General features: G+C 70.3%; 20 protein-coding genes, 1 tRNA gene and 1 pseudogene. 18 read left to right on the forward strand and 4 right to left on the reverse strand.

Translation table 11 applies throughout. The features are described from left to right. Positions 1-46: 46 nt before the first annotated feature. Complete coding sequence (locus tag JRG78_RS05245; protein ID WP_259607958.1) at positions 47-760, reverse strand: APC family permease; 714 nt, start codon at positions 758-760, stop codon at positions 47-49. Between the two features lie 52 nt (positions 761-812). On the opposite strand from JRG78_RS05245, the gene JRG78_RS05250 reads away from it, so the two are divergent. From JRG78_RS05250 to serA, 4 genes are all read left to right on the forward strand, one after another. Further along, positions 813-1,445, forward strand: a complete 633-nt coding sequence (locus tag JRG78_RS05250; protein ID WP_259607959.1) for a TetR/AcrR family transcriptional regulator — start codon at positions 813-815, stop codon at positions 1,443-1,445. Positions 1,446-1,458: 13 nt separating this feature from the next. Continuing rightward, a complete protein-coding gene (locus JRG78_RS05255; protein ID WP_259607960.1) occupies positions 1,459-1,935 on the forward strand; it encodes a hypothetical protein in 477 nt (158 codons plus the stop codon). Then, the gene (locus tag JRG78_RS05260) at positions 1,932-2,267 is read left to right on the forward strand and encodes a hypothetical protein (protein ID WP_259607961.1); all 336 of its coding nucleotides are present in this window, start codon (positions 1,932-1,934) and stop codon (positions 2,265-2,267) included. Before JRG78_RS05255 ends, JRG78_RS05260 begins: the two co-directional genes overlap by 4 nt. A 134-nt stretch (positions 2,268-2,401) precedes the next feature. Next, positions 2,402-4,021, forward strand: coding sequence for a phosphoglycerate dehydrogenase (serA, locus tag JRG78_RS05265; protein WP_259607962.1), 1,620 nt, complete (start codon positions 2,402-2,404; stop codon positions 4,019-4,021). Positions 4,022-4,153: 132 nt separating this feature from the next. Here the strand turns inward: serA and JRG78_RS05270 are convergent, their stop codons facing one another. Continuing rightward, on the reverse strand, positions 4,154-4,717 hold the full coding sequence (locus JRG78_RS05270; RefSeq protein WP_259607963.1) for a TetR/AcrR family transcriptional regulator: 564 nt from the start codon (positions 4,715-4,717) through the stop codon (positions 4,154-4,156). 103 nt (positions 4,718-4,820) lie between these two features. On the opposite strand from JRG78_RS05270, the gene JRG78_RS05275 reads away from it, so the two are divergent. From JRG78_RS05275 to JRG78_RS05325, 11 genes are all read left to right on the forward strand, one after another. Beyond that, the gene (locus JRG78_RS05275; protein WP_259607964.1) at positions 4,821-6,359 is read left to right on the forward strand and encodes an MFS transporter; all 1,539 of its coding nucleotides are present in this window, start codon (positions 4,821-4,823) and stop codon (positions 6,357-6,359) included. A gap of 230 nt (positions 6,360-6,589) precedes the next feature. Further along, entirely contained in the window at positions 6,590-7,639 is a 1,050-nt protein-coding gene (locus tag JRG78_RS05280; protein WP_259607965.1) for a 3-isopropylmalate dehydrogenase, read from the forward strand. A 42-nt stretch (positions 7,640-7,681) separates the two neighbouring features. Beyond that, entirely contained in the window at positions 7,682-8,770 is a 1,089-nt protein-coding gene (locus JRG78_RS05285) for a branched-chain amino acid aminotransferase (protein WP_259607966.1), read from the forward strand. 165 nt (positions 8,771-8,935) lie between these two features. Next, positions 8,936-9,715, forward strand: coding sequence for a fumarylacetoacetate hydrolase family protein (locus JRG78_RS05290; protein WP_259607967.1), 780 nt, complete (start codon positions 8,936-8,938; stop codon positions 9,713-9,715). After that, complete coding sequence (locus JRG78_RS05295) at positions 9,712-10,971, forward strand: MFS transporter (protein ID WP_259607968.1); 1,260 nt, start codon at positions 9,712-9,714, stop codon at positions 10,969-10,971. The genes JRG78_RS05290 and JRG78_RS05295 overlap by 4 nt, the downstream gene beginning before the upstream one ends. Next, complete coding sequence (locus JRG78_RS05300) at positions 10,968-11,756, forward strand: class I SAM-dependent methyltransferase (RefSeq protein ID WP_259607969.1); 789 nt, start codon at positions 10,968-10,970, stop codon at positions 11,754-11,756. Before JRG78_RS05295 ends, JRG78_RS05300 begins: the two co-directional genes overlap by 4 nt. A 44-nt stretch (positions 11,757-11,800) precedes the next feature. Further along, a complete protein-coding gene (gene gltX / locus JRG78_RS05305; RefSeq protein ID WP_259607970.1) occupies positions 11,801-13,315 on the forward strand; it encodes a glutamate--tRNA ligase in 1,515 nt (504 codons plus the stop codon). A gap of 242 nt (positions 13,316-13,557) precedes the next feature. Then, positions 13,558-14,049, forward strand: a complete 492-nt coding sequence (locus tag JRG78_RS05310; protein ID WP_259607971.1) for a lipocalin family protein — start codon at positions 13,558-13,560, stop codon at positions 14,047-14,049. A 90-nt stretch (positions 14,050-14,139) separates the two neighbouring features. Then, positions 14,140-14,211: transfer RNA gene (locus JRG78_RS05315), tRNA-Gln, on the forward strand. A gap of 190 nt (positions 14,212-14,401) precedes the next feature. Next, positions 14,402-14,602, forward strand: coding sequence for a helix-turn-helix domain-containing protein (locus tag JRG78_RS05320; RefSeq protein WP_259607972.1), 201 nt, complete (start codon positions 14,402-14,404; stop codon positions 14,600-14,602). After that, entirely contained in the window at positions 14,595-16,079 is a 1,485-nt protein-coding gene (locus tag JRG78_RS05325; RefSeq protein WP_259607973.1) for a tyrosine-type recombinase/integrase, read from the forward strand. The genes JRG78_RS05320 and JRG78_RS05325 overlap by 8 nt, the downstream gene beginning before the upstream one ends. 8 nt (positions 16,080-16,087) lie before the next feature. On the opposite strand, the pseudogene JRG78_RS05330 reads toward JRG78_RS05325, so the two are convergent. Continuing rightward, a pseudogene (locus JRG78_RS05330) lies at positions 16,088-16,600 on the reverse strand (ISL3-like element ISTesp2 family transposase); the annotation flags it as partial. 180 nt (positions 16,601-16,780) lie between these two features. Continuing rightward, positions 16,781-18,328 carry an MFS transporter gene (locus JRG78_RS05335; protein ID WP_259607974.1) on the reverse strand — a complete coding sequence of 516 codons (1,548 nt, stop codon included), beginning with the start codon at positions 18,326-18,328 and terminating at the stop codon, positions 16,781-16,783. 102 nt (positions 18,329-18,430) lie between these two features. On the opposite strand from JRG78_RS05335, the gene JRG78_RS05340 reads away from it, so the two are divergent. The 3 genes from JRG78_RS05340 to JRG78_RS05350 all read left to right on the forward strand — a co-directional run bounded on the left by JRG78_RS05340 (position 18,431) and on the right by JRG78_RS05350 (position 20,925). Then, positions 18,431-19,066 carry a TetR/AcrR family transcriptional regulator gene (locus JRG78_RS05340; protein WP_259607975.1) on the forward strand — a complete coding sequence of 212 codons (636 nt, stop codon included), beginning with the start codon at positions 18,431-18,433 and terminating at the stop codon, positions 19,064-19,066. Between the two features lie 175 nt (positions 19,067-19,241). Next, complete coding sequence (locus JRG78_RS05345) at positions 19,242-20,129, forward strand: LysR family transcriptional regulator (protein ID WP_259607976.1); 888 nt, start codon at positions 19,242-19,244, stop codon at positions 20,127-20,129. A gap of 124 nt (positions 20,130-20,253) precedes the next feature. Then, positions 20,254-20,925, forward strand: a complete 672-nt coding sequence (locus JRG78_RS05350; RefSeq protein WP_259607977.1) for a type 1 glutamine amidotransferase domain-containing protein — start codon at positions 20,254-20,256, stop codon at positions 20,923-20,925. Positions 20,926-20,965 lie beyond the last annotated feature (40 nt).

Consider the following 20,965-nt stretch of genomic DNA (forward strand, 5'->3'; position numbering starts at 1 on the left):
TAGCGGTGAGCCTAGTGGAATGCATGCCCGCGGCGGGATATGCGCGTCACGCGGGCAGTCGGCCCTCCTCCACCTCGATCTCGAGTGGGCCGGCGAGCACGGGCGGTGCGGCGCGGAAGAGTCGGGTGCGCCACAGCAGGTACACGAGGCCGATCGCGGTCCAGAGTGCGCCGATGAGCATGGCTCCCGGCTCCAGGCTGAACCAGAGCACGACGTTGATGACGGCGCCGGCAGCGGGGACGACGACCCAGCCCAGGATGCTGCGCGCACCGCGGTCCCGGCGGAACCGCAGCCAGGTGGCGATCACGGACAGGTTCACGAAGGTGAAGGCCACGAACGCGCCGAAGTTGATCAGCGAGGCGGCCTGAAACAGGTCGAGGAAGACGGCGGTCGCGGCGAGCAGCCCGATCAGCAGCAGGTTCGCCGACGGCACGCCCTTCGCGTTGAGCCGCGCGAACTGGCGGCGCGGCAGCACGTCGTCGCGCCCCATCGCGTACAGCAGCCGCGCGGCCGACATCTGCTGCGTGATGCCGCAGCCGAGGACGGCGACCATGTAACCGCCGATGAACAGCGACTGGAACAGTGCGCCGCCGATGTACCGGGCCATCTCCGGAGAGGCGCCGACGATGTCACCCACCGCGCTGACGTCAGGGAAGAGCACCTGCATGCAGTAGGTGACCACGACGAAGAACGCGCCGGCCGCGGCGACGATCAGGAGGCTCGCGCGTCGGTCATATCTTCCTCGATAGTTTTTTGACATCAACGTCAAAGAATGGGTCGAGCATGTCACGCGACCCGGGTAGTGTCAAGGCATGGCCCGACCCCGACGGCAGGATGCCCGCCGTGCAGACCTCGTGGAGGCGACCCTCACCGCCGTCTCGGAGCGCGGTCTGCGCGCGATCTCCCTCACCGACGTCGCCCAGCGCGCGGGGCTCACGCGCGGAGCGATCCTGTACTACTACTCCGACCTCGACGAGCTGCTCGTCGAGGCGCACCGCGCCGGGGTGGGGCGGTTCTGCGACGCGCGCGACGCCCTCATCGCCGAGATCGACGACCCCCGCGAGCAGCTGGCCACTGCCATCCGTGAGGGTCTGCCCGACGGCCCCGACGACGCACTGATGCGGCTGCTGTACGAGTTCGACGTCCTCGCCGGCAACTCGCAGCTGCACGACGAGCTGGTGCAGACGATGTACCGGCGTCAGCTGGCGACCTACCGCGGGGTGCTCGAGCGGGGGGCGGATGCCGGGGTCTTCGCCCCCGGGTTGGACCCGGACACCTTCGCGATGACCCTGGTGGCGCTCGAGGACGCGTATGGACTGCACATCGTCAGCGGCAACACGCTGCTGACGGTCGACCTCGCCGAGCAGGCGATGCGGAAAGTCTGCCGGGAACTGGGCGCGCCGCCCGCCGGCGGCGAGGATGCCGCATCCGCCGCCCGCGCGTGACTACGCTGGGCGTGTGCGCTCCGATCCTGATGACGACGACGCCCTCCGCTGGGACGGCGATGACGAGAACGGCCCCGCGTCGCTCCCGCCCGGCTGGAAGGCGGTCGGCAAAGGCAGCGACGACGTCCCGGGGTCGCCGGCGGATGCGGCATCCGCTCGCCACGACGCGGAGACCGCGGACGACGACACGCACGCGCTGGGCACGGTCAGCCTGGTGCTGCTCGGCGTTCTCGGCGGCGTGTACCTGCTGTACACCGTCGGCTGGTTGATCGGCGGCATCCGGCTCAAGCAGCTCGCGAACCTCATCGTCGCCGACGCGATGTATGTGCCGTGGCTGATCCTCGCGGTCGCGGCGCCGGCGCTGTGGTTCCTCACCGGCTGGGTGCTCACCCGCGGCAGGGCGATGTGGCTGCGGATGCTCGTGCTGCTCGCCGGCGTCGTGCTGCTGGTGCCCTGGCCGTTCGTGATGATGGGAGCCCTGGGATCGTGAACGACCTCGCCCCTGCCGGCCCGCGCTGGCTGTCCGGTCTCGTGATCGGACTCAGCGGCCTCTTCTACGCGTACGCCGTCTGGAACGCGATCGCGCACCTGATCGCGCTCGCCCGCGACGGCCTCACCGCCGCCGGTTGGGCGACGCTGCTGTTCGGCGTCGTGTTCCCGGCCATCGTGTTCGCCCTCGCCTCTGCCGTCGGCCGCCGGCGCAACGTCGGGGAGCTCGCGCTCGTGATGCTCGCCGGCCTCGGCGTCGTCGCGGTGTTCTGGATGAGCCTGATCGGGTACAGCATCCTGAACATGGATCAGCTGGTCCTGGCCGCCGGCTGACGCTCGCCGCCCGTCGTCGGTCGTCACATCGGCGGGGCCGCGGCATCCGCTGCGGTAAAGTGTGACCCGATCGCGCCCCCACGGCGTGCGGCGCATCGGCCCTCCGCCCTGTCCTCCTGCCCCGAAGGATCCACGTGCCGAACCAGTCTGCGTCCAAGCCCGTCGTGCTCATCGCCGAAGTGCTCTCACCCGCCACGATCGAGGCGCTGGGTCCCGATTTCGACATCCGCCACGTGGACGGGACCGACCGTGAGGCGCTCTTCGCCGCCCTCGCGGACGCGGATGCGGTGCTCATCCGCTCGGCGACGCGGATCGACGCCGAGGCGCTGAGCCACGCCCCGCGCCTGAAGGTGGTCGCGCGGGCCGGCGTGGGGCTCGACAACGTCGACATCAAGGCGGCCACCACCGCCGGCGTCATGGTCGTCAACGCGCCGACCTCGAACATCGTCTCGGCCGCCGAGCTCACCGTCGGCCACATCCTCAGCCTCGCCCGCCGCATCCCGGCAGCGCACGCGTCGCTCGCGGCGGGGGAATGGAAGCGCAGCGCGTTCACCGGCGCCGAGCTCTTCGAGAAGACCGTCGGCATCGTCGGCCTGGGCCGCATCGGCGCCCTCGTCGCTGCACGGCTGGCGGCCTTCGACATGCGCCTGATCGCGTACGACCCCTACGTCACCAGTGCCCGCGCCCAGCAGCTGGGCGTGCAGCTGGTCTCCCTCGAGGAGCTCGTCGCCGAGGCGGACTTCCTCACCATCCACATGCCGAAGACGCCCGAGACGACCGGCATGATCGGCGCCGAGCAGTTCAAGGCCATGAAGCCGACCGCGTTCGTGGTCAACGTGGCCCGCGGCGGTCTCATCGATGAGGAGGCGCTGCGTGAGGCGCTCGTCGCCGGCGAGATCGCCGGCGCCGGGCTCGACGTGTTCACCTCGGAGCCGCCGGCCGAGGGCGGCACCGCCCGCGCCCTCCTGGACCTGCCGAACGTCGTGGTCACCCCCCACCTCGGTGCGAGCACCGACGAGGCGCAGGAGAAGGCCGGCGTCTCGGTCGCGCGCTCGGTGCGGCTCGCGCTCGGCGGTGACCTCGTCCCCGATGCCGTGAACGTCGCCGGCGGCGTCATCGACCCGTACGTGCGCCCGGGCATCCCGCTCGTCGAGAAGCTCGGTCAGATCTTCTCCGCCCTCGCGCAGGCGCCGCTGACCAGCCTCGACGTCGAGGTGCACGGCGAGCTCAACGACTACGACGTGAGCGTGCTCAAGCTCGCCGCGCTGAAGGGCGTGTTCACCAACATCGTCAGCGAGACGGTGTCGTACGTGAATGCGCCGCTGCTCGCGGAGCAGCGCGGCGTCGCGGTGCGGCTGCTGCAGGACGAGGTCAGCGAGGAGTACCGCAACGTCATCACGCTGCGCGGCGCCCTCTCCGACGGCTCGCAGCTGGCGGTCTCCGGCACCCTCACCGGTCCGAAGCAGATCGAGAAGCTGGTGGGCATCAACGAGTACGCCATCGAGCTGCCCATCGAAAAGCACCACGTCGTGATGCTCTACACCGACCGTCCCGGCATCGTCGCGGTCTACGGCCAGAAGTTCGGCGACGCCGGCATCAACATCGCCGGCATGCAGATCGCGCGTCAGGCCGCGGGCGCGCAGGCGCTCAGCGTGCTCACCCTCGACTCCCCGGTGGACGAGGAGCTGCTCGAGGACATCCGCACCGCGATCGACGCCGACCTGTTCCGGCAGATCGAGATCAGCGAGGTCTGAGGCGCGTGGGACCCGCGGTCGGGCGCTGAGTGCGCGGACGCTGAGCCTGTCGAAGCGTCCGACCGCGCCCCGCCTGTCGAAGCGTCCGACCGCGCCCCGCCTGTCGAAGCGTCCGACCGCGCCCCCGGCCCCTCACCGGGCGAGCACGGCACGTTCCACGAGCGCGATGAGCTCGTCGAGCGCTCGTCCGGAGGGGACGAAGACGTCGCGTGAGACCCCCGGCGTGGCCGCGCCCTCGATCGCGTTGTTGAAGTAGAGGCCGTCGCTGAGCAGCATCACCAGCTGCAGGGCGGCCTCGTCGCGGACCGCCGGGCGCAGGGCATCCGCCCATCGTTCCCGCACCTCGCGCAGCCGCCGTGCGGCCGCCGGGTGCCCGCCCTGGGCGAGCCGCGTCGATGCCACCAGGGCGCGGTCCAGCGCGTTGCCCTCCATGATCGAGGTGCGGATGTAGTACGCCACCGGTCCCTCGGGTGCTGCGCTCATCGCGGTGACGTCCGCCGTGACGAGATCGTCCAGGCGCTGGAGCAGCCCGGCGGCCAGCTCCTCCTTCGAGCCGAAGTGGTAGAGCAGTCCGCCCTTGGACACCCCGGCCGTCGCGGCGACGCCGTCCAGTGTCGCCGCGCGCTCGCCCTCGGCGATGAGGATCGATTCGTAGGCGTCCAGGACGCGTTCGCGCGCCAGCGGGGGACGGGGCATGGCTCTCCTTCCGTGCTGCCGTCGATCCTGCCGCGAATGCCCAGCGATCGCACGGCTTGTCCTGTTACTATACCAACCAGACGGTTTACTAACGGAGGACATCATGCCTGCCACGGCATCCATCGACATCACGGACACGGACGGCCCCCGGGTCGGCGCGCGCGGGTGGACCGCGCTGGTCGTGCTGATGCTGCCGGTGCTGCTCGTCTCGGTCGACAACACGGTGCTCAGCTTCGCGCTGCCCGAGATCTCGCTGGCTCTCGCGCCTTCGGGCGCCGAGCAGCTCTGGATCATCGACGCGTACCCGCTCGTGCTCGCCGGGCTGCTCGTCACGATGGGCACCCTGGGCGACCGGTTCGGGCGGCGGCGGATGCTGCTGATCGGCGCGACCGGCTTCGCCGCCGTATCGGCGCTGGCGGCCTTCGTGCCGACGGCGGGCCTGCTCATCGCGGCCCGCGCCCTGCTCGGCTTCTTCGGCGCGATGCTGATGCCCTCGACCCTGTCGCTGCTGCGGTCGATCTTCGTCAACCGCGAGCAGCGCCGCTTCGCGATCGCGGTCTGGGCCGCCGGATTCTCCGCAGGCTCCGCGCTCGGCCCCATCGTCGGCGGCTTCCTGCTCGAGCACTTCGGCTGGGGCGCCGCCTTCCTGATCGCCGTGCCGGTGCTGATCCCGCTTCTCATCGCGGGGCCGCTGCTGGTGCCGGAGAGCCGCGATCCGCACCCGGGGCGGGTGGATCCGGTCAGCATCATGCTGTCCATGGCCGCGATGATCCCGGTGGTGTACGCGATCAAGGCGCTGGCCGTCGACGGCCCCACGGTCGCCGGCGGGGTCTGGGCGCTGCTCGGGATCGTGATGGGCGCGCTGTTCGTGCGCCGCCAGCTGCGCTCGCCCACGCCGATGCTCGACATGGGCCTGTTCCGGCGCGGGTCGTTCTCGGGCGCCATCCTGGTCAACCTGCTCAGCGTGGTCGCTCTGGTCGGCTTCCTGTACTTCGTGTCCCAGCACCTGCAGCTCGTGCTCGGGCTGTCGCCGATGGTCGCCGGGTTCGCCCTCGCCCCGGGGATGGCGGCGATGATCGTCGCCGGGCTCGCCGTCGTGCCGGTGGCGCGCCGCGTCTCGGCGCACGTGCTCGTCCCGGCGGCGCTGGTCTTCTCGGTGAGCGGATACCTCATCGTCGCGCTCTCCTCGCACGAGCACGGCGTCGCGCCGCTGATCGCCGCGTTCATCGTGCTCGGCATCGGCATCGGCGCGGCGGAGACGATCTCGAACGAGCTCATCCTCTCCAGCGCTCCGCCGGAGAAGGCGGGCGCCGCGAGCGCCGTGTCGGAGACGGCGTACGAGCTCGGCGCGGTGCTCGGCACCGCGATCCTCGGCGGCATCATCACGGCGTTCTACCGCGGAGCGCTCGTCGTGCCCGCCGGCATCCCGGCCGAGGCGGCGGCCCACGCCCGCGAGACGCTGGCCGGCGCGTACACCGCGGCGGGTGAGCTGCCGGACGGGCTCGGCGACGCGCTGTGGCACGCCGCCGCCGCGGCCTTCGGGTCGGGTGTCACCGTGACGTCCCTGATCGGCGCGGGCCTGGTCGTCGCCGCCGGGACGATCGCCGCGCTGACCCTGCGGACCGATCCCACCCGCCGCTGACCTCCGGCCCGCTCGCCGCCCGGACCCCACCCCAAGCCCCACATTGTGTCGCGATGTGCGGGTGCGGGCCCCTGACACCCTCACGACAGGACACAATGTGTCGCGCGCGGCGGGTGGCAGCGGGCGGGCGCGGGGGTGTCACGCGGGGAGGGGCGTGGAGCCGCCGGCGCTACGCTGGAACGGGCCCCGCGCGATCCGGCGCGGCCGGCCGTCCGTGTGCGAGGAGAGTCATGTCGCGTGTCGTGAAGCTGGCCGTCATCCCGGGTGACGGCATCGGTCCGGAGGTCGTCGCCGAAGCCGAGAAGGTGCTCGACGCGGTCACCGCCGGCGGAGCGGTGTCGTTCGAGAAGACCCGCTTCTCACTCGGTGCGGCCCGGTACCTCGAGACCGGCGACACGCTCACGGATGCCGACCTCGACGCGATCCGCGCGCACGACGCCATCCTGCTCGGCGCTGTCGGCGGCGTCCCGGGCGACCCGCGTCTGAAGGATGCGAACATCGAGCGCGGCCTGCTGCTGAAGCTCCGGTTCGAACTGGACCACTACGTCAACCTCCGCCCGTCGAAGCTCTTCGCCGGGGCATCCGGACCCCTGGCGGACCCGGGCGAGATCGACTTCGTCGTCGTGCGCGAAGGCACCGAGGGCCCCTACGTCGGCAACGGCGGATCGATCCGCAAGGGCACCCCGCAGGAGGTCGCGAACGAGACCAGCGTGAACACCGCGTTCGGCGTGGAGCGTGTGGTCCGCTACGCGTTCGACCTCGCCGAGCGGCGCCGCAAGAAGCTCACCCTGGTGCACAAGACGAACGTGCTCGTGCACGCCGGCGCCATCTGGAAGCGGATCGTCGACGCCGTGGCATCCGAGCACCCGGACGTGGCCGTAGACTATCTGCACGTCGACGCGGCCACGATCTTCCTCGTGACAGACCCCTCCCGCTTCGACGTGATCGTCACCGACAACCTCTTCGGGGACATCCTCACGGACCTGGCCGGCGCCGTCACCGGTGGCATCGGCCTCGCCGCCTCGGGCAACATCAACCCCGACGGCGCCTTCCCCTCGATGTTCGAGCCCGTGCACGGCTCGGCCCCGGACATCGCCGGCCAGCAGAAGGCCGACCCGACCGCGGCGATCCTCTCCGTGGCGCTGCTGCTCGACCACCTCGGTCTCCGCGACGAGGCCGGACGCGTGCAGCGGGCCGTGGAGGAGGACATCGCCGCCCGTGAGGGAGCACGCACCACCCGCGAGACGGGTGACGCCATCATCGCCCGGCTTCAGGCGTAGTCTGAGAGACGCTCGACGCCGCGCACGACCGCAGGATGTGACATGACCGACACCGCCACCGCCCCGCTCACCTTCACCGTGACGAAGAACCTGGCCGCCAAGACCCCCGCACAGCGCGAGGAGATCCTGAAGGACCCCGGATTCGGCACCAGCTTCACCGACCACATGGTCGACATCTGCTGGTCCGAGAAGGGCGGCTGGCACCGCCCGCGCGTGCAGCCGTACGGGCCGATCTCGCTCGACCCGGCCGCCTCGGTGCTGCACTACGGGCAGGAGATCTTCGAAGGCATCAAGGCGTACCGCCACGCCGACGGCTCGATCCACACCTTCCGCCCCGACCGCAACGCCCGCCGCCTGCAGAAGAGCGCCCAGCGCCTCGCCCTGCCGGAGCTGCCCGAGGAGTACTTCCTGCAGTCGCTGCGGGAGCTGATCGCCGTGGACGGCGACTGGGTGCCCTCCGGTGCGGACCAGAGCCTGTACCTGCGGCCGTTCATGTTCGCCAAGGAGGCGTTCCTCGGGGTGCGCCCGGGGAAGAAGGTGGCGTACTACCTGATCGCCAGCCCCGCCGGCGCCTACTTCAAGGGCGGCGCGAAGCCGGTGCGCATCTGGCTGAGCGAGACGTACTCCCGGGCCGGCAAGGGCGGCACCGGTGCGGCGAAGACCGGCGGCAACTACGCCGCGAGCCTGCTGCCGCAGGCAGAGGCGTATGAGAAGGGCTGCGACCAGGTGGTCTTCCTCGACCAGGACCGCCACGTCGAGGAGCTCGGCGGCATGAACATCGTGTTCGTGTACCGGGACGGCCGCATCGTGACGCCCGAGTCCGACTCGATCCTCGAGGGCATCACGCGCGATTCGCTGCTGCAGCTCGCCGAGGACCGCGGACACACCGTCGAGCGCCGCGCGGTCACGCTCGGCGAGTGGCGTCAGGGCGTGGCTTCCGGCGACATCGTCGAGGTGTTCGCCTGCGGCACCGCCGCGGTGGTCACCCCGATCGGCGCGCTCGTCGCGCAGGACTTCGAGGACGAGCAGCCGCTCGGCGAGCTCGCCCTCTCGCTGCGCGAGGAGCTCACCGACATCCAGTACGGCCGCCGCGAGGACAAGCACGGCTGGCTCTACCGCCTGGACGGCTGACCCCGCCCGCGCTCCCGAATCACCGCCGACACCCCGTCCTGCTGTCGACACCCCGTGGTGTCGACGTCCACAGGGCGGGGTATCGGCATTCGGACGGGGTGTCCGCGGAACGTCGGAGCACGCAGGGGAGGGCAACGGGCCGGGCGGCGTGGATAGGCTGGACGGGTGAAGATCGCGCGGTTCAGTCACAACGACGGCATCCACTTCGGCATCCTCGACGACGACGCTCTCGTCGTCCTGGCCGGCGACCCGATGTTCGCCGGGTTCGAGACGACGGGGCAGCGCGTGCCGCTGTCGGATGCCGCGCTGCTCGCGCCGGTGATCCCGCGGTCGAAGGTGGTCTGCGTCGGCAAGAACTACCACGACCACGCGGCGGAGATGGGCGGCGTCGCGCCGGAGGAGCCGCTGCTGTTCCTCAAGCCGAACACCGCCGTGATCGGTCCCGGCGACGCGATCGTCCGGCCGGTGGCGCTGTCCGAGCGCACCGAGCACGAGGGCGAGCTGGTCGCCGTGATCGGCCGGATCGCGAAGAACGTGCGCGCCGAGGACGCCCTGGACTACGTGTTCGGGTACACGGTCGGCAACGACGTCACCGCTCGCGACCTGCAGCGCAAGGATGGGCAGTGGTCGCGCGCGAAGGGATTCGACACGTTCTGCCCGCTCGGCCCGGTGATCGAGACCGAGCTCGACCCGGCATCCGCCACGATCGAGACCCGCGTGAACGGCGAGGTGCGCCAGCACGCGCCGCTCACCGATATGATCCACTCCGTCGCCGACATCGTCGCGCACGCCTCCGCCGTGTTCACCCTGCTCCCGGGCGACGTGATCATGACCGGAACGCCCGCCGGCGTGGGGGAGATCACCGCAGGCGACACCGTCGAGGTCGAGGTCTCGGGCATCGGCATCCTCCGCAACACGGTGCGCGACGCCGTCCCCGCGTCGTGACCGCGCTCACCGCCGAGGCGCTGCACGCGCTGCAGCGACGCACCGTCCGGGTGCTGTCGCTCGGCCAGGTGCTCGGCGGCATCGCGTTCGGCTCGACCGTGTCGCTGGGTGCGCTGCTGGCCGCCGACCTGTCCGGCGACGACGCGCTGTCGGGTTTCGCCACGGCATCCGTCACCCTCGGCGCGGCGGCGTTCGCGATCCCGCTGGCACGGCTGGCGGCACGACGTGGCCGGCGCATGTCCCTCACGGCCGGAAACCTCCTCGCCCTCGTCGGCGTGGTGCTCGTGATCACGGCCGCCGCGGTGCGCTCCTTCCCGCTGCTGCTGGTCGGGATCGTCCTGATCGGGATGGGCAACGCCGGGAACCTGCAGTCCCGGTTCGCCGCCACCGACCTGGCCGCGCCCGAGCACCGCGGCCGCGACCTGTCCGTCGTGGTGTGGTCCACGACGCTCGGCGGCGTCGCCGGCCCGCTGATGCTCACCCCGGGGGAGGCGGTCGGGCAGGCGATCGGGATGCCGCCGTTGACCGGCTCGTACCTGTTCTCCCTCGTCGCTCAGTCGGCCGCGCTGGTGCTCTACCTCGTCGCGCTGCGCCCCGACCCGCTGCTGACGGCCAAGGGGATCGCCGCCACGCCCACGACCGCGGGCCTGCTCGGGTCCGCCGAGGACCACCCGCTCGCCGCGCGGTATGCGGTCTTCGCCGTCGCCGGGTCGCACGCGGTGATGGCCTCGGTGATGGCGATGACCCCGGTGCACCTGGCGCACATGGCGCACGCCGCGCACGGCGGGCACGGCAGCACCACCGACGTCACCTCCCTGGTCGGGTTCACGATCGCGCTGCACGTGGCCGGCATGTACGGGCTGTCGCCGGTCTTCGGCGTGCTCGCCGACCGCTGGGGCCGCATCCGGGTCGTGCTGCTCGGCCAGGCCATGCTGGCCGCCTCGTTGGTCGTCGCGATCGTCGCCGGCGAGCACGCGATCGGCGTGATGGTGGCGCTGGCGCTGCTCGGCCTGGGCTGGAGCGCGGCGACCGTCGCCGGCGCCGCGCTGCTCACCGAGGCCTCGGAGGTCTCGCGTCGCCCACGCCGTCAGGGCGTGAGCGACTCGCTGATGAGCCTCACCGCGGCGGCCGGCGCCGCCGGCGCCGGTGTCGTGCTGACCCATCTCGGCTACGGCGGTCTCGGGGCGACGGCGCTCGTGATCGTCGCGGCGATCACGCTGCTCGCCCCGCTCGGCCGCATCCGTCCGCCGGCATGAGCTGGGCGGGGGTCGGCGCCGCGTACGCCGCCTCGTACGCCGCGCTGTGCGCCGGCACGGGGGAGCGGATGCGGGAGCTGCTCGGCCCCGGACGAGGCCGCACGCTGCTTGACGTCGGCGCCGGCGACGGCAGGCTGGCGGCCGCCTGGTCGGATGCGGGCTGGCGGGTCGTCGCGTGCGAGCCGGAGCCGTCCATGCGGGCGGCGGCGCGGCAGCGGCATCCGCACCTCCGCATCGTCGCCGGCGGGCTGCCGCATCTCCCGTTCGCGAACCGGGCTGCGGATGCCGTCACCGCGAACTTCGTGCTGAACCACGTCGCGGATCCGCGCGCCGGCGCCGCCGAACTGCGCCGCGTGGCGGCGGAGACGGTCGCCGCCACGATTTGGACCCGATCGCCGACGGCGCTCTGGCTGGACGTCTTCGAACGGGCGGGGCTCGAGCCGGCATCCGGCACGCCGCTGCCCGCCGACAAGGACTTCGAGCGCACGGCAGCGGGATTCGAACGGATGCTGCGCGACGCCGGCTGGCGGCCGGAGGTGACCGAGCTGACCTGGACGTGGACGCCGGATGCCGAGACGCTGTGGACCTCGGTCGAGGGCGGGGTCGCCGGCGCCGGCGCGGCCTACCGGAACCTGGCAGCACCCGAGCGCGCCCGGTTCCGCCGCGCGTTCGACGAGGTCGTCGCCGCCGGCGGGGGCAGGGTGCGACTGGAGCAGACCGCCGCCATCGCCGTCCACCGCGCGCCGGGGTGGCGGCTCACCGACATCCCCGTCGAATCCGGGTGACGCGGGTCGGACGGCGCCGCGCCGAACCGTAGGATTGGAGGGTTATGGCTACTCCGCACCCCCTCACCACCACCGCCTCCGGATCCGACGTCCGCGTGCGCTTCTGCCCGTCGCCGACCGGCCTCCCACATGTCGGCATGGTCCGCACGGCGCTGTACAACTGGGCGTACGCGCGCCACACCGGCGGAAAGCTCGTGTTCCGCATCGAGGACACGGATGCCGCGCGCGACAGCGAGGAGAGCTTCCGGCAGCTGGTGGACGCGCTCACCTGGCTGAAGATCGACTGGGACGAGGGCGTCGAGGTCGGCGGTCCGCACGCGCCGTACCGGCAGTCGCAGCGGCACGACATCTACCGCGAGGTGATCGACAAGCTCGTGGCATCCGGCGCCGTGTACGAGAGCTACTCCACGGCGGAGGAGATCGACGCCCGCAACGAGGCCAACGGGCGCGCCAAACAGCTCGGCTATGACAACTACGACCGCGATCTGACCGAGGAGCAGAAGGCGGCGTTCCGGGCGGAGGGCCGTCAGCCGGCGCTGCGTCTGCGGGTTCCGGACGAGGATCTCACCTACGTCGATCTGATCCGCGGCGAGGTGACCTTCCCGGCCGGGTCCTTCCCGGACTTCGTCGTGGTCCGCCCCAACGGGGTGCCGCTGTACACGTTCGTGAACCCGGTCGACGATGCGCTGATGGGCATCACGCACGTGCTGCGCGGCGAGGACCTGATGCCGTCGACCGCGCGCCAGCTGGCGCTCTACGACGCGCTCATCCAGGCCAGGGTGACGACGTTCGTGCCGCGGTTCGCGCACATGCCGCTGGTGCTGGGGGAGACGGGCACGAAGAAGCTCTCCAAGCGCGACCCGCAGGCGGATCTGTTCCTGCACCGCGAGCGCGGGTTCATCCACGAGGGCCTGCTGAACTACCTCGCGCTGCTGGGCTGGTCGATCGGTCCCGACCGCGACGTGTTCTCGCTCGAGGAGTTCATCGAGGCGTTCGACATCGCCGACGTCAACCCGAACCCGGCTCGATTCGACCAGAAGAAGGCCGAGTCGATCAACGGCGACCACATCCGGATGCTGGACGGCAAGGACTTCGCGGAGCGGATGATCCCGTACCTCGCCGACGCCGGGGTGTTCGGCGGCGAGCCGACGCACGAGCAGATCGTGCTCGCCTTCCGCGCCGCGCCGCTCATCCAGGAGCGGGTGCAGCTGCTCGGCGAGGCCCCGGGGATGCTCGGGTTCCTGTTCGCGGACGAGGTCGCCTACGAGGACGACGCGCTGAAGGGCCTCCCGGCGAACGCGGGCGAGGTGCTCGACGCGTGCGTCGCGGCGCTGGAGCAGGTCGCGGAGTTCACTCCGGATGCCATTCAGACGGCGCTCTCGGCGGCGCTCGTGGACGGCCTGGGCCTCAAGCCGCGCGTCGCGTACGGTCCGCCGCGGGTCGCGATCACCGGCCGGCGCGTGTCGCCGCCGCTGTTCGAGTCGATGGAGCTGCTCGGCAAGGACGAGACGCTGCGCCGCCTGCGCGCACTCTCCGCCCACCTCGCTTCCGGTCGCTGACCCCGAAGCGAGACGTCCCTCTCAGTCGTCGAGCGAGCCGCAGGCAAGTCGCACGCCCAGGCGGGGCGGTCGCCCTTCCGGCTGGCCCCTTCCGGTCGTTGAGCGAGCCGCAGGCGAGACGAAACGCCTCGCCCTTCCGGCTGGCCCCTTCCGGTCGTTGAGCGAGCCGCAGGCGAGACGAAACGCCTCGCTACACTCCGAGTTCCCGGTACCCTGGCCACACCGACAGATCGGGGGACGACATGAGCGACGTGCGTTCGGTGCCGGCGCTGGAACTCGACCGGTACCTGGGCCTCTGGTACGAGATCGGCCGGCTGCCGCTGCGCTTCGAGGACGACGACGCGCGCGACGTCACCGCCGAGTATTCCCTGAACCCCGACGGCACGGTCCGCGTGGACAACCGCTGCCTGAACAAGGACGGCGAACCCACCCAGGCGATCGGCGAAGCGCTCCGCGACGCGGATCACCCCGGACGCCTCCGCGTCAGCTTCCTGCCCGAGGCACTGCGCTGGATCCCGTTCACCCGCGCCGACTACTGGGTGCTGCGCGTCGACGAGGACTACCGTCATGCCCTGGTCGGGACCCCGGATCGCAAGCATCTCTGGCTGCTGGCGCGCGAGCCGCGGATCGATACGGACGTGGTAGCATCGTTCCTCGCAACCGCGGAGGAGCAGGGATTCGACCTTGCGAAGTGGATCGAGCCCGAGCAGTCGGGCCGGGTCGTCGAGGTCTGATCCGCCACGCGCGGAGCACCGCCGCCGTTTTGCTCCGTGCGCGCCCGTCGGGTAAGCTTGAACCTCGGTGCGAGGCTCCGGTTTCGCCCTTGGGGTATGGTGTAATTGGCAACACGGCTGATTCTGGTTCAGTTGTTCTTGGTTCGAGTCCAGGTACCCCAGCAACGAATCGCTAGAGTTCTCTAGGAAGTCCGGCTCCCTCCGCACTCCATCGGATGGCCCGATCTGGCGTCCAGTGACCAGATTGGTGACCAGAAACCCCCACGGGGCGCGTTTCGCGGTCGTCTCTGCTGATGAGGTACGCACTCGGCCCCGCTCTTTCGCATGGGTACGCGCTCCGCACCTATCAGGCATGGAAGTTCATGCACGCATCGAGGTCGAGCCCGCGTTCCTGACCCAGGCGGAGGTCGCCGTTCTGCTGGGCGTGCCCGAGCGCACGCTCGAAGGCTGGCGACTCACGAAGTCCGGACCGCCGTGGCTCAAGCTCGGCCGACACGTCAAGTACGACCGCGACGACGTGCTCGCCTGGGCGCGGGAGCAGCGTCATGGCTAGACCGAAGATCGCCGCGGGCGAGGTCGGCCAGGTGCAGGTGACCCAGCTCGCGAACGGCAAGTGGCGGACACGCGCCCGGATGCGCGACGACTCCGGCGAGCTGGTGCAGCTCCGCGCCGAAGCAGTCACCGAAGCTGCGGCCCGCGAGGAGCTGCTGTCACGCGCGAAGACGCTGACCACGCACACGAAGGCCATTGTCACCGCCGCATCGACCATCCAGGAGGCGACCGAGGCATGGCTGCCGACGGTGAAGGTGCGCGCCGAGAACGGCACGCTGTCGTGGTCGACGTATGAGAACTACGAGACCACCGTCCGTCTCACCCTCGTCCCCGTCTGTGGCGGCGTCACGCTGGAGGCGCTCACGGTCGGCCGCTGCGACCGGATCATCCAGAACCTCCTCGCCGACCGGGGCGTATCCGCGGCGCGGAAAGCCCGTTCGGTGCTCTCGCTCATCTGCGGGTTCGCCGTGCGCGACGACGCGATCCCGACGAACCCGGCACGCGACGTCACCCGACTGCCGACGCCGGAGAAGAAGACCTCGATGCTCACTCCGCAGCAGATCGAGGCGATCCGCGACCTCATGACCCGGTGGCGGGAGACGGAGGGCATGGGGCCGCGCCCCAACTGGCGGGCGCTCGTGGACGGCATGGACATCATGCTCGGCACCTCCGCCCGCGTGGGGGAGTGCATCGGCCTGCGCCGTTGCGACGTGGACATGACCACCGCCCCGCCGACGATCCTGATCGACGGCACCGTGATCCAGAACAAGGTGCAGGGCGTCCAGCGCAAGAACGCACCCAAACGCACCCGACAGCGTCGCCGCGTCGCGCTGCCAGCTCTCGCAGCCGACGCGATGCGACGCCGACTCGCGCTCGCAGAGCGAGGACCTGAGGCACTGCTGTTTCCGACGAAGACCGGCAAGCCGATGAGTGTCTCGAACTACGAACGCCTGCTGCGCTCGTTCATCGACGACAACCGCGACCAACTCGTGCGCCTCGGTGTCGAGGTCGATGAGTACTCGACGCACATCTACCGGCGCACGGGGCACCACCGCGACACTCGTGGAGCGCGCGGCCGGACTCACGATCGCGTCACGGCTGCTCGGGCACGCGAACGAGATGGTCACCCGCAACAGCTACGTCATCACCGCCGAGCAAGTCGATGTTGTCACCGCCGACATCCTCGACACGATCCTTGGGACGTGAGTCATGCGGCTCGCCGGTCTCGCGGGACGAGCCGCGTACCTTCTCACCGAAGCCTTGTTGCCTGTGCGAGAGGAGAGGTAACGTACCTGCACCACAAGTCCATGAGCGTGCGGCGGCGGTGCGGAATCCCAACCACCGTGGTGGCGCAAATCTTGCACCACCACGAACCCCGGGATTGCAGGCGGTGTCAATTTGCCACCACCGCGCGAGGACTCGGCCATCTGAACTTCGGGAGGCCGGACGGTTCCGTCAATTTGGGCTCTCCTGACTGATCCGTGGGTCATTTCCGGCCCGGTAGGACGGGTCGGTGGCCGCCGAGGTTGAGCATGGCCAGGGCGATGAGGGCTTCGGGGGACTTGAAGCCGAAGGCGACGCGGGTGATGAGTCGGATCTTGGTGTTCACGGACTCGATACGTCCGTTGGACAGGCCGTGCTCGATCGCGGCGAGGATCGAGGCCTTGTGCTTGACGATGCGGCGTTGGAGCTCGACGAAGGCGGGGATGCGGCAACGTCGGGCCCAGCCGATCCAGCGTTCCAGGGCTGCTTCGGCCTCGTCGGCGGGTAGCTGGAAGACCAGGCGCAGTCCTTCCTTGAGCAGGTAGCCCCGGTGCAGGCGCGGGTCGGTCTTGGCGACCCAGGCGAGCTTGGCCTGCTGCCGGGTGGTGAGGTTCTCGGGGTTCTTCCACAGCGCGTACCGGGCGTGCTTGAGCGCCTTGGCGTGCCCGCCGGCCCGCCCGGCCCGGCGCTGCCGGACGGCGCCGCGGGCCTCGTTCCACGCCTGGCGACGGACCTCGAGCTTGTCAAGTTGTGTGTGTAAGGAGTCGGGGTCTCGGTTTCAGAGGTAGGGCTCGATGCGCTCGGGATAGACGAGCGCGAGTTGCTCGAGTGCCTTCATCCAGTTCGTGACGACTTGCCCTTCGACGAGTCGGCCTTCGGCTCGGTGGTCGCGGTACGGACAATGGGATAGCAGTGATCAGTGGTCGCTGTGTGGATCGCCCTGTGTGCTGGTGGTGCGGTTCTGTGCGAGTGTCGCGGCCGCACCGATGCCGATGATGGTGACGATGATCGCTGCCGTGGTGAACGCGGTGGTCATTGCGTCGGTGAAGGCGGGGCGGACGATGCCAAGCAGCGTCTCGGCGAGGTCCGCAGGGAGCTGCTGGGCGGTGGCGACGGCAGCTCCGAGCGTTTCGGTGACGGCGTCACCGATCTGGGGCGGCGTTGTGTCCGGCAATCCGGCTCTGACCTCGGTGCGGTAGAGGCTAGTGCCGAGGGCGCCGAGGATGGCGGTGCCGAGCGCGCCGCCAAGTTCGTAGGCGGTCTCGCTGATGCCCGCGGCGGCTCCGGCTCTCTCGGGTGGGGCGGTGCCGACGATGACGTCGTTGGAGACGGTGTCAGCGATCCCGATCCCGGCCCCGATGAGCGCACCGCCTGTGAATGCGACCCAGGCGGTGCCGTCGAGGTCGAGGGCGCTGAGCGTGAGGTACCCGCCCGCGGCGACGATCAGCCCGCCGCCGATCAGCCAGCCGGGGCGCACGACGCGGGCGATCGTGGCGGCGAGGAGAGAGCCGACGATCGCTCCGACGGCGACGGGCAGCGCCCAGAGTCCGGCCAGGAGCGGCGAGTGGCCCAGGATGAGCTGGAGGTACTGGGGCAGGAAGTACAGCAGGGCGGTCAGCGCGAAGACTCCGGCGATGTTGGCGATGACGGCGACGCTGAATGGCAAGGATCGGAACAGTGCCACGTCGATCAATGGGTCAGTCAGGCGGCGTTGCCGCAGCGTGAAGACGACGCCGAGCGCGAGTCCTGTTGTCAGCCACAGGATCGCTGGGAGATCCCAGCCGTACTCGGCGGCGTGTTTGAGCCCGTATACACCGGGGAGCATCGCTGCCATCAGCAGCCCGGCGGAGAGTAGGTCGAAGCGGCCCGGTGCGGGGTTGCGGAACTCGGGGATGAGTAGCGGGGCGGCGATGAGTAGGGCGAGCATCACCGGCACGTTGATGAGGAACACCGATCCCCACCAGAAGTTCTCCAGCAACAGGCCGCCGACCACCGGGCCCAGGCCGGCGCCGCCGGCGAATGCGGCCACCCAGACCGAGACGGCGCGGCGGCGCTGGGCGGGGTCGGTGAAGATGTTGCGGATCAGCGCGAGCGTGGAGGGCATGAGCGTAGCCCCGCCAATCCCGAGCAGCGCGCGGGCGGCAATCAGCACCTCCGCCGACCACGCGAACGCGGCCAGCACCGAGGCGAGCCCGAATGCGACTGCCCCGATCAGCAGGAGTCGGCGTCGGCCGATCCGGTCGCCGATGTTGCCCATGAGCACCAGCAGTGCGGCGAGGAAGAACCCGTAGATGTCCACGATCCACAGCAGCTGCGTGCCGGTCGGGGCGAGGTCTTCGCTCAGCTCGGGGATCGCGATCGCCAGCACGGTCAGGTCGATGCTCATCAGCAGCACCGGCACCGTCAAGGCAGCCAGTGCCGCCCACTCACGAGCACCAGCACGGGGAGCAGCAGCAGTGGTCATTCGAGTCTCCTCACGTCGGCGGCGATGCCCTCCAATCTAATTTGCCCATCTGGCCAAGTCAAGCGACCAAGGCATTCGGCCAGTATCCGGTATGATGAGGTCATGGCTACCGACGATGAGGCAGGAACGGCACGTTTACACCTGAGTGCGGACGAGCGGCGGCGGTTGCTGACCGAGGCGGCGTTGCAGGTGATGAAGCGCGAGGGGGTGAAGGCGGCGACGACGCGGGCGATCTGCGCAGAGGCGGGGATGCCCCACGGGGCGTTCCACTACTGCTTCCGCTCCAAGCAAGAGCTCTACACAGCGCTGTTCTCGACCGACATCAACGTCGATCTGGATCAAGCATGGGCGACGATCGATAACGCCAGCAGCATCCACGACAGCATCTACGCGCTGATGATCGCCTACTGGCGCACGGTCGAGCACGACCCGCAGGCGCAGATCGTACTGACGGAGCTGACCACCCTGGCCTTGCGCGACCCTGCACTGCAGGAGCTTCCTGCCTGGGAGCAGAGCGCCTACCGTGACCGCCTCATCGCCCACCTCCGGCGCTTCGCCTCGCACGCCGACGTCGACTACGCGATCCCGGTCGAGAGACTCGCCGAGATGATCCTCGCCGCACTCTCCGGGCTGACGACGTCCTGGCTCTCAACCCGAGACGACGACGCCGCACAAGACGCGATCCGCGAGTTCGCCAACATCTTCTCCACCTACACGGCTCGGCGCGCTGAGCAATGACGGAGTAACCAACCAGCAGGACATGAGCCGCAGAAACAAGCCCATCCAGGCGCGACTACTGACACAGTCCCGCGGGGTACTCGCCTCTGCCTGGCCTGGTCTGCTGTTGGCGCCGCCCTTGCCATACGCGAGAGAATGTCTTCATGAGTAAGCACGATGTCGTCGGGAGCCCGGTGTGCGGTCGGTGATGTCGTGGGATGCGCTGCGGGTGTTCCTCGCGGTGCACCGGGCAGGATCATTCTCGGCGGCCGCGGACGAACTCGGAGTCGCGCAGTCGTCGGTGTCCGAGCAGGTTGCCCGCCTGGAACGGAACTTGGGCTACACGCTACTGGACCGCACGCCTTCCGGGGTTCGCGCGACCGAGCGCGGGATCGAGCTCGCGGCGCGGATCGCGGCTCCGGTGGACGCGCTCGCCGCTGCCGCCGCGCTGACCGAGGAGACCGACTGTGCTGAACGCATCGTGTTCGTCGGCGGCCCGGCCGAGTTCCTCTCCGAAGTCGTGCTGCCGGGGCTTGCCGACCGGCTGCCCGCGGGTATTCGGGTTATGGCGCGGTTCGGTCTGGCGGAGGATCTGATCGATGACCTGCACGCTGGGGAGATCGAGGTGCTCGTCAGCGCCCTCCCGGTTCGCGGCACGGATCTGTCGCCGGAGCCGGTCTACGACGAGGAGTTCGCGCTGGTCGCCCACCCCAACTGGGCCGCCCGCGCAGAGCAGAACCTTGCGGCGGTCCCGCTGCTCGCCTACGGCCCGGAGCTGCCCATCATCCGCCGGTACTGGCGCAGCGTGTTCGGGCGCCGGCCGGACGACCTGGCGGTTCGTATCATCGCCCCGGATCTGCGCGCCCTGCTGCGACTGGCGCTGAGCGGTGCGGGCATGACGGTGCTGCCGGATTACCTCGTGCGCGAGCACCTGGCCTCGGGCGCCCTCGTCGCGCTGGACTCCCCGGAGGTGGCTCCGTTGAACACGCTGTACGTGGCGACCCGCAAGACCTCTGGCCATCTCGACCCGGTTGTCGCGTCGGTGCGGGAGGCGATCGTCGAGATCGGACAGGCGGCCGGCTGAGGCGCCTATCGGGATCCCGATACCCCCTGTCGGGTTCTCGGTTACCGGCGACGCGGAGCTGGTTTCTACGGTCGGAGGTGACCTGTTCGGGGTCATCCTCCGTTCCGATGAGAAAGCAGCCCCCATGTCCGATTCGCCTCGCGCCCTTCTCGTTCTGACCAGCCACGCCGACCTCGGCGGCCTCCGCAAGACCGGCTTCTACGTCGGCGAGGCCGCCGACCCGTGGCAGGTGTTCACCGACGCCGGCTACACCGTCGACCTCGTCTCGATCGCTGGCGGCGCCCCGCCTGAGGACGGCCGCGATGAGCAGGATCCGACTCAGCGGGCCTTCCTGCACGACCCCCACGTCGCCGCTCAATTGCAGCACACCCCGAGCCTGGCCGAGGTCGACCCGGCAGGTTACGACATCGTGTTCTTCGTCGGCGGGCACGGCACCATGTGGGATTTCCCGGACGCACCCGACATCACCCGCATCGGCCGGGCGGTGTACGAGGCCGGCGGCGTGATCGCGGCGGTATGCCACGGCCCGGCCGCCCTGGTGCACCTCACGCTTTCCGACGGCAGTCCGCTCGTGGCCGGGAAGCGGGTCGCGAGCTTCACCAACAGCGAGGAGGCGGCCGTCGGCCTCACCGATGTCGTGCCGTTCCTCCTCGCCGACGCGCTCACCGCGCAGGGCGCGACCCCTGTGCCCGGCCCGGACTTCACCGAGAACGTCGTCACCGACGGGCGCTTGGTAACCGGGCAGAACCCGCAGTCGGCGGCCGGCGTCGCCCGCGCCGCCATCGCCGCTCGCTGACCACAGTTCCGCCCTGACCGCGGTGTACACGCCACGCACC

It is taken from the genome of Microbacterium sp. EF45047, assembly GCF_028472845.1.
GTDB lineage: Bacteria > Actinomycetota > Actinomycetes > Actinomycetales > Microbacteriaceae > Microbacterium > Microbacterium neungamense.

Bases quoted from the DNA above. Each gene is read 5' to 3' on its own strand.
- JRG78_RS05280 (WP_259607965.1), top strand. From the start codon at position 6,590: ATGTCGCGTGTCGTGAAGCTGGCCGTCATCCCGGGTGACGGCATCGGT.
- JRG78_RS05340 (WP_259607975.1), top strand. From the start codon at position 18,431: ATGGCTACCGACGATGAGGCAGGAACGGCACGTTTACACCTGAGTGCG.
- JRG78_RS05310 (WP_259607971.1), top strand. From the start codon at position 13,558: ATGAGCGACGTGCGTTCGGTGCCGGCGCTGGAACTCGACCGGTACCTG.
- JRG78_RS05325 (WP_259607973.1), top strand. From the start codon at position 14,595: ATGGCTAGACCGAAGATCGCCGCGGGCGAGGTCGGCCAGGTGCAGGTG.
- JRG78_RS05350 (WP_259607977.1), top strand. From the start codon at position 20,254: ATGTCCGATTCGCCTCGCGCCCTTCTCGTTCTGACCAGCCACGCCGAC.
- JRG78_RS05250 (WP_259607959.1), top strand. From the start codon at position 813: ATGGCCCGACCCCGACGGCAGGATGCCCGCCGTGCAGACCTCGTGGAG.
- JRG78_RS05275 (WP_259607964.1), top strand. From the start codon at position 4,821: ATGCCTGCCACGGCATCCATCGACATCACGGACACGGACGGCCCCCGG.
- JRG78_RS05285 (WP_259607966.1), top strand. From the start codon at position 7,682: ATGACCGACACCGCCACCGCCCCGCTCACCTTCACCGTGACGAAGAAC.
- gltX (WP_259607970.1), top strand. From the start codon at position 11,801: ATGGCTACTCCGCACCCCCTCACCACCACCGCCTCCGGATCCGACGTC.
- JRG78_RS05270 (WP_259607963.1), bottom strand. From the start codon at position 4,717: ATGCCCCGTCCCCCGCTGGCGCGCGAACGCGTCCTGGACGCCTACGAA.
- JRG78_RS05320 (WP_259607972.1), top strand. From the start codon at position 14,402: ATGGAAGTTCATGCACGCATCGAGGTCGAGCCCGCGTTCCTGACCCAG.
- JRG78_RS05245 (WP_259607958.1), bottom strand. From the start codon at position 760: ATGTCAAAAAACTATCGAGGAAGATATGACCGACGCGCGAGCCTCCTG.
- JRG78_RS05335 (WP_259607974.1), bottom strand. From the start codon at position 18,328: ATGACCACTGCTGCTGCTCCCCGTGCTGGTGCTCGTGAGTGGGCGGCA.
- JRG78_RS05300 (WP_259607969.1), top strand. From the start codon at position 10,968: ATGAGCTGGGCGGGGGTCGGCGCCGCGTACGCCGCCTCGTACGCCGCG.